The 13331-nt window shown below is 73.5% G+C and carries 10 protein-coding genes; 6 read left to right on the top strand and 4 right to left on the bottom strand.

All coding sequences use genetic code 11. The features are described 5' to 3' along the window. The first annotated feature begins 104 nt into the window (after positions 1-104). The 4 genes from lanKC to QCZ28_RS08045 all read left to right on the top strand — a co-directional run bounded on the left by lanKC (position 105) and on the right by QCZ28_RS08045 (position 6392). Positions 105-2696 carry a class III lanthionine synthetase LanKC gene (gene lanKC / locus QCZ28_RS08060; RefSeq protein WP_279515974.1) on the top strand — a complete coding sequence of 864 codons (2592 nt, stop codon included), beginning with the start codon at positions 105-107 and terminating at the stop codon, positions 2694-2696. A 5-nt stretch (positions 2697-2701) separates the two neighbouring features. Further along, positions 2702-2821, top strand: coding sequence for a SapB/AmfS family lanthipeptide (locus QCZ28_RS08055; protein ID WP_013734295.1), 120 nt, complete (start codon positions 2702-2704; stop codon positions 2819-2821). 68 nt (positions 2822-2889) lie between these two features. Then, positions 2890-4617 carry an ABC transporter ATP-binding protein gene (locus QCZ28_RS08050; RefSeq protein ID WP_279515973.1) on the top strand — a complete coding sequence of 576 codons (1728 nt, stop codon included), beginning with the start codon at positions 2890-2892 and terminating at the stop codon, positions 4615-4617. Continuing rightward, positions 4614-6392 carry an ABC transporter ATP-binding protein gene (locus QCZ28_RS08045; protein ID WP_279515972.1) on the top strand — a complete coding sequence of 593 codons (1779 nt, stop codon included), beginning with the start codon at positions 4614-4616 and terminating at the stop codon, positions 6390-6392. The genes QCZ28_RS08050 and QCZ28_RS08045 overlap by 4 nt, the downstream gene beginning before the upstream one ends. 28 nt (positions 6393-6420) lie before the next feature. Here the strand turns inward: QCZ28_RS08045 and QCZ28_RS08040 are convergent, their stop codons facing one another. The 3 genes from QCZ28_RS08040 to QCZ28_RS08030 all read right to left on the bottom strand — a co-directional run bounded on the left by QCZ28_RS08040 (position 6421) and on the right by QCZ28_RS08030 (position 9036). After that, positions 6421-7005, bottom strand: coding sequence for a LuxR C-terminal-related transcriptional regulator (locus QCZ28_RS08040; protein ID WP_279515971.1), 585 nt, complete (start codon positions 7003-7005; stop codon positions 6421-6423). A 119-nt stretch (positions 7006-7124) separates the two neighbouring features. Beyond that, a complete protein-coding gene (locus tag QCZ28_RS08035) occupies positions 7125-7730 on the bottom strand; it encodes a response regulator transcription factor (RefSeq protein ID WP_279515970.1) in 606 nt (201 codons plus the stop codon). 202 nt (positions 7731-7932) lie between these two features. Beyond that, positions 7933-9036: a hypothetical protein gene (locus QCZ28_RS08030; RefSeq protein ID WP_279515969.1), complete on the bottom strand. Its 1104-nt coding sequence runs from the start codon at positions 9034-9036 to the stop codon at positions 7933-7935. Between the two features lie 375 nt (positions 9037-9411). On the opposite strand from QCZ28_RS08030, the gene QCZ28_RS08025 reads away from it, so the two are divergent. Further along, positions 9412-10173 (top strand): cyclase family protein, encoded by a 762-nt coding sequence (locus QCZ28_RS08025; RefSeq protein ID WP_279515968.1) that lies wholly within the window; start codon positions 9412-9414, stop codon positions 10171-10173. A 12-nt stretch (positions 10174-10185) separates the two neighbouring features. Further along, on the top strand, positions 10186-11817 hold the full coding sequence (locus QCZ28_RS08020; RefSeq protein ID WP_279515967.1) for a thiamine pyrophosphate-binding protein: 1632 nt from the start codon (positions 10186-10188) through the stop codon (positions 11815-11817). A 141-nt stretch (positions 11818-11958) separates the two neighbouring features. On the opposite strand, the gene QCZ28_RS08015 is transcribed toward QCZ28_RS08020, so the two are convergent. After that, positions 11959-13296, bottom strand: a complete 1338-nt coding sequence (locus QCZ28_RS08015) for a ricin-type beta-trefoil lectin domain protein (protein WP_279515966.1) — start codon at positions 13294-13296, stop codon at positions 11959-11961. Positions 13297-13331 lie beyond the last annotated feature (35 nt).

The following is a 13331-nucleotide window of genomic DNA, read 5'->3' as shown; positions in this document are numbered from 1 at the left end:
ATCGAAGGTCATGACTAAGCGCACTGGAGACCGCACCGTCCTGTCGATGAGACTCGATTCAACGCCGGAACAAGAGCCGGCCGAGTTCGAGGGGCGGCGAGACGGTGGACGAACGCTACGACAGCTACTGCGCCGCAGATCGGCTGTTCTACGACTCGCTCGGCAGCGCCGTCGCGCAGCCCGTCTTCCCGGCCGCCGACCGACCGGTGCCGGCCGGCTGGCGCCGCGAGCCGCTCGACGACTGGCTGATCTACGCGCCCGACGGCGGCTCGCTGCCCCAGCAGGGCTGGAAGATTCACGTCTCCGCAGGTCTGGCGAACGCCGAGCGGGTGCTGGACGCGGTCTGGAACTACTGCGTCCCCCGCGGCCTGTCCTTCAAGTTCCTGCGCGGGCCACGCACGTTGCTGCTGCGCAACTCCAAGTACGCCGCCCGGGCCGCCAGCGGCAAGTTCGTCACCGTCTACCCGCGCGACGACGCGGAGCTGGAACTGACCTGCAAGGAACTCGACGAACTGCTCACCGGCGAGCCCGGACCGTACATCCTCAGCGATCTGCGCTACGGTGCCGGCCCGGTCCACGTGCGCTACGGCGGCTTCGCCGCCCGCTACTGCCACTCTGCCGACGGCCAGGTGGTCCCGGCGATCGAGGACGACTCCGGCACGCTGGTGCCGGACCGCCGTGAACCCGTCTTCCACGTGCCGGCCTGGATCACCCTGCCCGACTTCCTCGGACCGCACCTGGCCGCCCGCAACGACACCAGCACCAACCAGGTGCCGTACCGGATCGAACGGGTGATCCACTTTTCGAACGGCGGTGGGCTGTACGTGGGCCGGGACCTGCGTACCGACACCGAGGTGGTGCTGAAGGAGGCCCGGCCGCACGCCGGCCTGGACGCCGACGGCACCGACGCGGTCGCACGGCTGGCCCGCGAGGCGCAGGCCCTGCGGCAACTCGCCGACCTGCCGCAGGTGCCCCGGGTGCACGACGAGTTCGTCCTCGGCGAACACCGGTTCCTCGCCCTCGAGTTCATCGACGGCAAACCGCTGAACAAGGTGCTTGTCGACAGGTACCCACTGATCGACGCCGACGCGACCGACGGCGACCGGGCGGCGTACGCCCGATGGGCCCGCCATGTCTACCAACAGGTCGAAACCGTCGTCGCGGCGATCCACGAGCGCGGCCTGGTCTACGGGGACCTGCACCTGTTCAACATCATGATCCGGCCGGACGACCAGGTCGCCCTCGTCGACTTCGAGGTGGCCGCCCCGATCGCCGGGCACCGCCGACCCGGGCTGCGCAACCAGGGCTTCGCGGCACCGAGGGACCGCAGCGGCCCGGCGGTCGACACATACGCCCTGGCCTGCCTGCGGTTGGCGCTGTTCCTGCCACTGACCCAGCTGGTCCGGCTCGCCCCCGCGAAGGTGACCCACCTGGCCGACATCGTCGCCGCGAACTTCCCGGTGCCGAGGTCCTTCCTCGACGCGGCGATCGAGGAGATCACCGGCGGCCCACCGGTCACCACCGACCCACCCATCGGCCCGGATGACTGGCCCACCATGCGTCACCAGCTGACGACGGCGATCGTGGCCAGCGCCACCCCCGAACGCGACGACCGGCTCTTCCCCGGCGACATCGAACAGTTCCGCAGTGGCGGCCTCAACCTCGCCCATGGAGCGGCCGGAGTGCTGTACGCGCTCGACAAGAGCGGCGCCCGGCGGTGGCCCGAACACGAGGACTGGCTGGTGCGGCGGGCGACAGCACCAGCGTCCGGCACCCGCTGCGGCTTCTACGACGGGCTGCACGGCGTCGCGTACGCACTCGCCCACCTCGGCCGCCGACAGGACGCGCTGGACGTTCTCGACATCTGCCTGCGGGAACCACTGGACGGGCTCGACCACAGCCTGTCCGGCGGACTGTCCGGGATCGCGCTCAACCTCGCCGAGCTGGCCGGGCGTACCGGGGAGGCGTCGTTGCGCGACGCCGCGTGGCGGGCCGCCGAGCGGGTGATCGGCCAGCTGGCCGACGACCCGGGCCCGGACGTCAGCGGCGGACACCACCCGTACGCCGGGTTGCTGCGCGGGCGGACCGGACCGGCGCTGATGCTGCTGCGCCTCTACGAACTCAGCGGTGACGACGAGCTGTTGGCGCACGCCGCCACGGCCTTGCGTCAGGACCTGCGCCGGTGTGTGCTGCGGCCGGACGGTGCGCTGGAGGTCAATGAGGGCTGGCGCACCATGCCCTACCTGGCGCACGGCAGCGTCGGCATCGGGTTGGTCCTCGACCAGTACCTGCGTCACCGGGCCGACGACCGGTTCGCCGAGGCGAGCGCGGGAATCCGCCGCGCGGCCCGCTCACCGTTCTACGCACAGTCCGGGCTCTTCGCCGGACGGGCCGGCATCATCGCCTACCTCGCCGCCTCGACCGACCACGCCGACCGCCGCGAACTCGACGCGCAGCTGGACCGGCTGAGCTGGCACGCGCTGCCGTACCGGGACGGGACCGCGTTCCCCGGCGAGCAGTTGCTGCGGCTGTCCATGGACTTCGGCACCGGCACCGCCGGCGTGCTGTACGCGCTGGCCAGCGCGCGGCACGACCAACCGCCGGCGCTGCCTTTCCTCGCGCCCCTGCCGGGCGCGCAGAGACTCCCTCGCCACAGCGAGGGCGACCTGATCAGCGAACGGATGGAAGGGAGGTGAACGACATGGCGCTTCTGGACCTCCAGGGCCTGGAGATGGCTCCGGCCGACCGCACGGGTGGCGGTAGCCGGGCGAGCCTGCTGCTCTGCGGCGACAGCTCGCTCTCCGTCACGACCTGCAACTGATCCACACACGGGGCCCTGGGTGGGTAGACGTGCCCACCCAGGGCAACCGCGTACCAACGGGAGGACCGATGCCGACGTTCGCCTCGGGGGACAGGCTGCTGCGGCAGACGGTCCTGGCGGGCGGCGGCTGGACCGCCGGACTCGCGACGGTCGCGCTGCTCGGCGCGGCCGCCGAACTGTTGCTACCCGCGGCGCTCGGCCGCGCCGTCGACGCCGCCCTCGGCGGCGGTTCCGGTTGGTGGGCGGTGTCCGCCTGCGGCCTGGTCGTCGTCCTCATCGGCGTCGACACCCTGACGGACCTGACCAGCGGGCACGGTGCGGCCCGCGCCACCGCCGGACTGCGCCGGCGTCTGCTGCGTCACCTGTTCGCCCTGGACGTCCGCGCCACGCGCCGGCACCCGGTGGGTGATCTCGTCGGCCGGTTGGTCGGCCAGGCCGCCGACGCGGGACAGGCCGGCAACGCCGTGGTCCTGGCCATCGTGGCGGTGCTTCCGCCGCTCGGCAGCGTCGTCGCGCTCGCCATCCTGGAACCGGTCCTCGGGATCACCCTGCTCGCCGGTCTCGGTCTGCTCGCCGTCCTCATGCGCGCCTTCGTGGCCGACGCCTCGGCGGCGACCGCCGGGTACCAACGGGTTCTCGGCACCATCGCCGGACGGCTGCTGGAGTCGCTGACCGGCGCCCGGACCATCGCCGCCGCCGGCACCACGCACCGCGAGCAGGACCGGGTGCTGGCGGCCCTGCCGGAGCTGGACCGGCACGGCCGGCGTTCCTGGGAGCTGCTGGCCCGGGCGAGCGCCCGCACCGCGGCCGTGGCGCCGCTGCTGAACCTGAGCGTCATCGCGGTCGGCGGGTACGCCCTGACCGCAGGCTGGCTCACACCGGGTGAACTGGTCGCCGCCGTCCGGTACGCGGCCATGGGCGCCGGCCTCGGTGGCGTGCTCGCCACCCTGAACCACCTGGTCCGCAGCCGCGCCGGAGCACACCGGGTAGCCGAGCTGCTGGCACAGCCCGCCGCGCCGGCGGGAGATCGGCCCCTGCCACCCGGCGCAGGTGCCCTGCGACTGCGCGGGGTTTGCGTGCACGCCGACGACGGTCGACCCATCCTGGACGGTATCGACCTGGACGTGCCGGCCGGCGCCACGGTGGCCGTCGTCGGCGCGTCCGGTGCCGGCAAGTCGACCCTGGCGGCCGTGGCCGGCCGGCTGTACGACCCTGACCGCGGTGAGGTGCGACTCGACGGTGTGCCGCTGCGCGACCTCGACGCGGCGGCGTTGCGCCGTGCCGTCGGCTACGCCTTCGACCGGCCGGTGCTGATCGGCGCGACAGTCCACGACGCGATCGGGCTGGCGCTGCCGGTCGACGCGGCGACACCGCCGGCCGATCGGAGCCCGGCCACACCGGCGGTGCTGCGGGCGGCCCGCACGGCGGCGGTCGCCGATGTGATCGACCGTCTGCCCGGCGGCTACCGCACCCCGCTGGTGGACACACCGCTCTCCGGGGGCGAGACCCAACGCCTCGGCCTGGCCCGCGCGTTCGCCGCCGAGCGGCTGCTCATCCTGGACGACGCGACGTCCAGCCTCGACACCGCCACCGAACACCGGATCACCGAGGCGGTCCTCGGGCGGGCCGGGGAGCGTACCCGACTGGTGGTCACCCACCGCACCGCGGCGGCCGCGGCGGCCGACCTGGTCGCCTGGCTGGACGGCGGTCGGCTGCGCGGCCTGGCGCCGCACCGGCAACTCTGGGCCGACCCGGACTACCGGGCGGTCTTCCAGCCGTCCGGCGGCGGATCGTGAGCCGTTCCGGCGTACGCCGGGTGACCTGGCGGGCGCTGCGGGCCCGACGGCGGGCGCTCGCCGGGCTCGGCGGCTGGTCGCTTGTCGAGTCGCTGCCCGCGCTGCTCGCCGGCTATCTGGTCGCCCGCGCCGTCGACGAGGGCTTCCTGGCCGGACGTCTGCTCAACGGCCTGGCCTGGTTGGGGGTCCTCGCGGTGGCCGTGCTGGTGGGCGCGGCGGCCACCGGGCGGACGTACCGGAGCCTCGGCGCCGTGGTCGAGCCGTTCCGCGATGAGGTGGCCGCCCAGGTGGTCCGGGGTGCGCTGGGCGACGCCACCCGGGCGGGTGGCCGCCCGGACAGCGCCGCCGTGACCCGGCTGACCCACCAGATGGAGATCGTCCGCGATACCTTCGCCGGCCTGCTGATGGTGACCCGTGGTTTCCTCTTCTCGGCGGGCGCCGCCCTGCTCGGCCTGCTCGCTCTGGCGCCCGTGGTGGCGGCGCTGGCCGCCGTGCCGCTGGTCGCCGGTCTGGGCGTGTTCCTCGCGGCGCTGCCGGCGATGGTCACCCACCAGCGGGCGTACGTCCGGGCCGGTGAGCAGCTCGGCCAGTCGGCGGCGACCGCGCTGGCCGGTCACCGCGACGTGCTGGCCTGCGGCGCCCAGACCCGCGTGACGGCCGAGGTGGCCCGCTCGGTGTCGGCGCAGGCCGTCGCCGAACGCATGCTCGCCCGGATGGCGGCGATCCGCAGCCTCAGCCTCGGTATCGGCGGCTGGCTGCCCCTGCTGGTGCTGATGGTGGCCGCCCCGTGGCTGGTCGAGCGTGGTCTCACCGCCGGCGCGGTGCTGGGAGCGCTGATCTACGTCTCCACCGGGTTGCAACCCGCCCTGCACACACTGGTGCAGGGTCTCGGCGGCGGCGGGCTGCGCTACGTGGTCACGCTGGAGAACATCCTGCGTACCTATCCGGTGTCCGACGACCAGCGCCCGCCGGCCCCCGCCGACCGGACACCCCACCGCCGGCCGGCGACCGACCCCGCCGGACGGTCGCCAACCGTCGAGGTCCGGGGACTGACCTTCGCCTACGGTCCGCGCGCCCGACCCGTCGTGCGGAACTTCTCGCTGACACTGGCGGACCGGGACCATCTCGCCGTGGTGGGACCGAGCGGCGCCGGCAAGTCCACACTGGCCGCCCTGATGGCCGGCCTGGTGGCTCCGCAGGCGGGCACCGTCCGCCTGGCCGGCGCACCGGTCGCCGCTGTCGATCCGGTCGGTCTCGCCCGGATGCGCGTGCTGGTACCCCAGGAGGCGTACGTCTTCACCGGCAGTCTCGCCGACAACCTCCGCTACCTGCGGCCGGACGCCGACGAGCACACGCTGGAGGTCGCCCTCGACGCGCTCGGCGCGCGTCCGCTGGCCGCCCGTCTGGGTGGCCTGGGCGCTCCGGTCACGCCGGCCCTGCTCTCCACGGGCGAGCGGCAACTCGTCGCGGCGGTCCGGGCCTGGCTGGCACCCGCCCCGCTGGTGCTCCTCGACGAGGCGACCTGTCACCTGGACCCGGCGCTGGAAGCGACGGTCGAGGCCGCCTTCGCCCGGCGGCCCGGCAGTCTCGTGGTGATCGCACACCGGATCAGTTCCGCCCTGCGGGCTGATCGGGTGCTGGTCCTCGATGGCGACGAGCCCCTGCTGGGCACGCACGAACAGTTGATGGCCCGCTCGGCCACCTACCGGATGCTCGTCGGCTGCTGGGACGACCCGGTGGCGCCGTCCCGGGCGACGTCGGCGCGGCCGGGCTGAGCCCCGCCCGTCAGCGCCGACGCGCCGGTCAGATCCACCCCGCCTCGCCCGCCATCCGCACGGCCTCCACCCGGGTACGGGCACCCACCTTGCGGGCGATCCGGGCGAGATGGTTACGGACGGTGCCGCGGGTGAGCCCGAGCGACGCCGCCACCTCAGCGACCGGCGCGCCCGCGGCCGTCAGCCTCAGCACCTCCGTCTCGCGGCTGGTCAGTGGGCCGTCCGAGCGCAGTGCCGCGACGACGAGATCCGCGTCCAGCACGGGCTCCCGGCGGGCGAGCCGACGGATGCCGTCGATGACCCGGTGCGGCGCGGCGTCGTTGCGCAGGATGCCGACCGCCCTGCTCGGGCAGAGCATGCCTCGCAGTCGCCGCGCCCGGTGCGGGTGGGCCAGCAACAGCAGGGGGCACCCGCCGAGGCGGCCGGGATCGATTCCCTCGACGACGTCGAGGTCGGCCACCACCACGTCGGGGCGTTGGGTGTACACGGCAGCGGAGACCGCATCACCGCGATCCACCTCCGCCACGACGCGGATGTCGTCCTCGGCGGCGAGGACGAACGACAGCGCGCCCAACACCAGGGCGCCGTCCAGTGCGAGCAGGGTACGGATCACGATGGACCTTCCTGCACTCCGGTAGTGATCACTCAACGTCAACATTCAAACACGGGTCCGGTGGGTCCGCGCGGTGACGGGGCGGGTCCGGACTGTCTCCACCGGACCCGCTCCGACGGCTACAGCCAGCCGTTACGCCGCGCGCGCGACACCGCCTCCAACCGGTTGCGGGCCCCGGTCTTGCGCAGGATCACCGACAGGTGATTGCGCACCGTTCCGTGCGCCAGGTAGAGGCGGACCGCGATCTCCTTGAGGGGCAGGCCCTCGGCGGCCATCCGCAGCACGTCCATCTCCCGGGGCGTCAACGGCGTCTCGGTGGGACTCAGCGCCGCGACCGCCGCGCTCGGATCGATCGCCCGCTCACCGGCCGCGAGGGCGCGGATCGCCCGCACCAACTCGGCCAGCGAGCTGTCCTTCCCGACCAGGCCCCGTGCGCCGGCAGCCAGCGCCGCCTCCACCAGGGCTGGGCTCCACCGAGGGCTCATCGCCAGCACGGCGGTCTCCGGCGTTTCGACGTCGATGCGGGCGACCACCTCCACCGGGTCGGGCAGCTCCGGCGTCAGCGCCAGCACCACCACCTGTGGCCGGCACCGCCGAACCACGGTCAACAGCTCGCCGACACCCTCGACGTCGGCGACCACCTCCATGTCCTCCTCTCGTGACAGCGCGGCGCAGAGCGCCCCGCGAAGCAGTCCCATGTCCTCGGCGACAACAACGTGGATCACCACGTCTTCTCCGATCTCAGGTACGCGTCACGGCGGCCACCGATCCCGGAGCGTCCACGGGTTGATCGGGGCGGTCGTACGCGACAGACGGGCAGGCAGCGGCCCGCGGCGCCGTCGCTGTGGACGGGCGCGGGCACTGGTCGACCGGCCGGCGGGTGGAGCGGGCCGGGGAGGCCCGCCACCGGGGTCGGTCGACCTGCCCTCAGCCCGGGCGGGCGATCGCAGCCGGAGTGCGGCTCTCGACCACGAGCGGTACGAGATCGCCGGGCTGCGCGGCACCGAGGTGCGACTGCCGGTCCACCGGCCGGGCCAGTCCCGGCCCGGGTTTTGATCGGTCGTCGACACCGGCGGCGTCCTGGTCGACGGGCATGACGGGTTGGCCCGAGAACTCGCTCGCGGTGTCCACCGGCTCCCGTGGCGCGGCCCGGTGCCCCGTCGTCGAGGCGGTGGGCGGCGCGGGGCCGACGACAGACATTTGCGCTGGCGCGGCCGGTGTCGGCGGCGCCGCGGCGGGCGCGGGGGGCACCGGCGGATCCGCCGGCGGCGTCGGGACTGTCGGTACGGCAGCCGGGTCGGTCACCGCGACCGCGCCCGGCCCGAGCGCCGGCGGAACGGGCGGCGGGGGTGTCGCCGCGGGAACGACCACCGTGTCGAGAACCGGTGGGAGCACGGCGTCGACGACGTGCAGGAGCGCCGTGACGAGGGGTCGGATCGGCACCGCGCGGACGATGTCGACGACGTACGGCAGCGGGGCGGTGATCAGGCCCACCACCGGCGAATCGCCTGGCACGTGCAGCGTGGGCAGCTCGGGGACGGCGGTGGCCGGCAGGTCGGGGACGGCGGTGGCCGGCGGTCGCGGTGCGGCAGAGCGCGGCGGCTCGGCACGGTGAGTCGCCCGATGGGCCGCGCGGGCGACCGGGGCCGGCTGGAGCGCGTCGGGCTCTGCCGCGCCGGGTGGGACGGACGCGTCGGCCCGGGGCGGCGGCACGGACGCGGGCGGTGCGTCCGGCCCGCGTCGAGGCTGCGTGGTGGGTGTCTGCTCGCGGGGAGCGACGACGTCACCGACGAGCCCGGCCAGTGGGGCGCGCGGCCGGTCGCGGTGGCGCTCGTCGGCGCGCGTGGCGCGCTGGCGGTCCTCATCGGGGCGCTGCGCGACCGTCAGGCGCACAACCGGCTCGACCAGGCGGCCGAGCTTCCGTTGCGACTCAGCGCCGGGCCCGCTGTGCGCGCCGTCGGCGGCGGCCGGCCCCTGGAACAGGGCGGCCACGACGAAGCCGGCCCCGACGGCGACCGCGATCAGCACCATCCGCCGGGCGATGCTGCGCAGCCGGTCAGCGGCAAGCGGCGCAGATCGGCCCGGCGCAGACGCCGGCGCGGTTCCGTTGACGGGACTTCGCACGCGGGCACGACCCCTTCCTCTGGATTGCTGACCCATCGTAGCGACGCGCTTACCGACCCGCATCCGGTGACGTGTCCTGTGCGCAGCGGCGCAGGCCCGGTTATCGGGCGGTTTCGGGTCAGTCCGGGCCGGCGCCGGTGACAACAATCTGACTGATTGCTCAGGGCGTCAGGCCCCCGCCCGCTCTCCGATGTGACGGTCGACTGGCCGTTCGACGGCAGCACGCCAGCGGGCACCGTGCGACGGTCCATCGTGGAGCGCGAGCGGGTGTACCGTCGCCGCATGACGGTGCTGCAGGAGTTTGTCGCCGCTCTTTCCAGCGGCCGGATCCAGGTTGTCGACCTCACCGCTCCGCTGTCGGACCAGACCCCGATCCTGGGTCTGCCCGAGCAGTTCGGCCAGACCTGGCCGTTCCAGCTCAGCGAGATCAGCCGGTACGACGACAGGGGCCCGGCCTGGTACTGGAACAACTTCTCCACCGGCGAGCACACCGGCACCCACTTCGACGCCCCGGTGCACTGGGTGAGCGGTCAACAGGGCGCGGACGTGTCGCAGGTCCCGGTGAGTCAGTTGATCGCCCCGGCGGTGGTGATCGACCGCTCCGCCGACGCCGCCGACGACCCCGATTTCCTGCTTCAGGTGGAGCACGTCAAGGCGTGGGAGGCGGAGCACGGGCCCCTGCCCACCGGTGGCTGGCTGCTCTACCGCACCGGCTGGGACGCGTACGGCGACGACCCGCAGCGGTACGCGAACGACGGGCGTACCCCGGGCATTTCCGTGGAGTGCGCCCGCTGGCTGGCCGAGGAGTCGCCGATCCGTGGCGTCGGGGTGGAGACGGTCGGGACCGACGCGGGCGCCGCGCACTCGTTCGACCCGCCGTTCCCGTGCCACTCGTTCCTGCTCGGCCAGGACAAGTACGGTCTGACCCAGCTCCGCAACCTGGGGCAGTTGCCGACCACCGGCGCGGTGCTGATCGCCGGCCCGCTGCCGATCGTCTCCGGCTCCGGCAGCCCGTGCCGGGTCCTCGCGCTGGTCGAACGCTAGGCCGGGCCACCGATGCGGGTAGCCGAGGTGGTCGGGCGGGTCCTGCACGGACACGGCGCACGGCACGTCTTCGGGGTGGTCGGCAGCGGCAACTTCCACGTCACGAACGCCCTCGTGGCGGCCGGCGCCCGGTTCGTGGCCGCCGCCCACGAGGGTGGCGCGGCGAGCATGGCCGACGGGTACGCGCGCACCTGCGGGCGGGTGGCTGTCCTCTCGGTGCACCAGGGTCCGGGCGTCACCAACGCGCTGACCGGCCTCACCGAGGCCGCGAAGAGCCGTACCCCGATGGTGGTCCTGGCCCCGGAGGCCACCGCACCGCTGTCGAACTTCTTCATCGACCTGCCGGCACTCGCCGCCGCGGTCGGGGCCGACTTCCACCGGTTACGCGCGACGCACGCGGCCGAGGACGCGGGCGCGGCGTACCGGGCCGCCGCCCGGGGCGCGACGGTGGTGCTGGGCCTGCCGTTGCAGGTGCAGAGCGCGGAGACCGAACCGTGGTCCGGCCCCGTCCCCGTGGTCGCGCCGACCCTGCGCGCGGTTCCGCAGGTCGAGCCGTTGCTGGCCGCGCTCCGGGCCGCCCGCCGACCGGTCTTCATCGCGGGTCGGGGCGCCCGGGCGGCCCGGGAACCACTGATCCGGCTCGCCGACGCGTGCGGCGCACTGCTCGCGGTCTCGGCAGCGGCCAGGGGACTGTTCGCCGGGAACCAGTGGAACCTCGACGTGGCCGGCGGCTTCGCCACCCCGCTCGCCGCCGAGCTGATCGGCGCGGCGGACCTGGTCGTGGCGTGGGGCAGCACGCTGAACATGTGGACCACCCGGCACGGCGAACTGATCCCACCCGGCGCCGTCGTCGTCCAGGTCGACAGTGACCCGGCCGCGTTCGGGGTGAACCGCCCGGTCGACCTGACGGTGGCCGGCGACGTGCCGGCGGTCGCCGAGGCGGTGCTCGGTCGCCTGGACGCCGACACCACCGGGACTGCGGACGCCGGTTGGCGTACGCCGGCGCTCGCCCAGCGGATCCGCGACCACGGCCGGTGGCGGACGGTCCCGTACCGGGACGAGAGTGACGCCGCGACCATCGACCCGAGGAGCCTCTCGGCTGCCCTGGACGACCTGCTGCCGCCCGACCGCACCGTGGTGGTCGACTCGGGCAACTTCATGGGCTACCCGTCGATGTGGCTGGACGTCCCGGACGTGGCCGGGTTCTGTTTCACCCAGGCGTTCCAGTCGGTCGGGCTCGGTCTGGCCAGTGCGCTCGGCGCGGCGGTCGCCCGGCCGGACCGGCTCACCGTCGCGGCGGTCGGCGACGGTGGCTTCGTCATGTCCGCCACCGAACTGGTCACCGCCGTCCGGCTGGCGCTGCCCCTGCTCGTGGTGATCTACGACGACGCGGCGTACGGCGCCGAGGTGCACCACTTCGGCCCGGACGGGCACCCGTTGGACACGGTCACCTTCCCGGAGACCGACCTGGCCGCGATCGCCCGTGGCTACGGATGCGACGGGCTGACAGTCCGGACCGTCGACGATCTCCCACCGGTACGCCAGTGGCTCGCCGGTCCCCGTACCCGACCGTTGGTGATCGACGCCAAGGTGTGCGCGGCGGGCGGCTCCTGGTGGTTGCAGGAGGCCTTCCGTGGCCACTGAGTCGGCACCGCTCGCGTACGGTGGCGCGGTGGCCACTTTCTGGACCGGGGCCTGTCGATCGGGCAGCACCTCTTCGGGGCCACGGCTACGCGCCGCCCGGGACAGGACCCGGGCGGCGCGTCCGCGACACCGCGTGTGGTACTAGGTGCGCGTGCTCCACTGCTGGTTGGCGCCGCCGTGGCAGGCCCAGAGGTGAAGTTGCGTCCCGTTGGCGGTGCCGGAACCGATGGCGTCGAGACACAGCCCCGACTGGGCTCCGGTGATGGTGCCGTTGGCGTTCACATTCCACTGCTGGTTGGCTTGGCCGTTGCAGTCCCAGATGATCACTGCGGTGCCGTTGCTGCTGCCCGCTCCGCTGGCGTCCAGGCATTTGTTGCCGTAGACGGTCAGGGTGCGGTTGGCGGTGTGGGTCCAGCGTTGGTTGGTGCCACCGTGACAGTCCCACAGTTGCGGACGAGCGCCGTTCGTCGTGCTGGAGTTGGGGATGTCGATGCACCGGCCGGACTGGCCGCCCGCGATCAGCACGTTCTGCTGGCCGGGCGGTGGGGTCGTCGGCGGGAGAGTGGTGGGCGGCACGTCGGAGCCGAACTGGGTGAAGAACCGCCACACCTCCTGCTTGACCCAGCTCCGCGCGCCGCTCTCGCAGCCGGCGCACCCGTCCACCGGGCCCTGCTGGTGGCCACCGTCGAACGCCGCCCAGAGCACCGGGTATCCGGGCTGGCAGGAGTAGGCGGTGGTGATGTGGGTCAGGCTGCCCGCCCTCGGTTCCGGCGGGGTCTGCGCGGCGCAGCCGTTGTTCCGGACGAACCTGTCACGCAGCGACCGTCCGCTGGCGATGTTGTCGTTGATGCCGTGAATCCCCAGGTACGCCACCGGTTGGGTGCCGCCGCTGCATCCGCTGATCGCTCCCGGGGCGGCGATTGCGGCGACCGCCCGGAACACCGTCGGGCGGGAGCACGCCAACGAGTAGCTCATCGCGCCGCCGTAGCTGAAGCCGACCGAGAAACGTTGGGTGGTGTCGACGCAGAGGGCGTTGTCGATCACGCGGATCATGTCGTCGGTGAAGGTCACGTCTTCACCGTTGGTGTTGCCCCAGCCGTTGTTGAGGCCCTGCGGGGCGACGAAGATCGTGCTGTTGTTGGCCTGCGAGAGCATGCCGTAGTAGGCCCAGGCGGCCCCGTCGGTTCCGCCCGAGGCGACCTGGCTGGCGGTGCCGCCCAACCAGTGGAACCCGAAGGCCAGCCGGTGGGCGTAGGTGTTGTTGTAGTTGTCCGGCAACCGGAGGATGAAGCTGCGGCTCTTCCCGCTGCTCTGGATGGTGTGGGTGCCACTGGTCAGCCCGGGTGCCTTGCCGCAGCCGGCAGTGGTGGCCGCGGCCGCCGGTGCGACGGTCGTGACGACGTACGTTCCGACGGCGATCAGAACCAGGACCGCCAGGACTGCCCCCATCCAGGGGGCGGACAGTTTGCGAAGTGGCACGGCTAGGCCTCCTTGTGCACGAGTGGACATCGGCT

The sequence above is a fragment of the Micromonospora sp. DH14 genome, assembly GCF_029809455.1.
Classification (GTDB): Bacteria; Actinomycetota; Actinomycetes; order Mycobacteriales; family Micromonosporaceae; genus Micromonospora; species Micromonospora parva.
This window is presented reverse-complemented; position numbering and strand designations above follow the sequence as displayed.

What these genes read in the sequence shown, in the direction of transcription:
- QCZ28_RS08055 (WP_013734295.1), top strand. Translation starts at nt 2,702, where the DNA reads ATGGCGCTTCTGGACCTCCAGGGCCTGGAGATGGCTCCGGCCGACCGC.
- QCZ28_RS08050 (WP_279515973.1), top strand. Translation starts at nt 2,890, where the DNA reads ATGCCGACGTTCGCCTCGGGGGACAGGCTGCTGCGGCAGACGGTCCTG.
- QCZ28_RS08030 (WP_279515969.1), bottom strand. Translation starts at nt 9,036, where the DNA reads ATGGTGCTGATCGCGGTCGCCGTCGGGGCCGGCTTCGTCGTGGCCGCC.
- QCZ28_RS08025 (WP_279515968.1), top strand. Translation starts at nt 9,412, where the DNA reads ATGACGGTGCTGCAGGAGTTTGTCGCCGCTCTTTCCAGCGGCCGGATC.
- QCZ28_RS08020 (WP_279515967.1), top strand. Translation starts at nt 10,186, where the DNA reads ATGCGGGTAGCCGAGGTGGTCGGGCGGGTCCTGCACGGACACGGCGCA.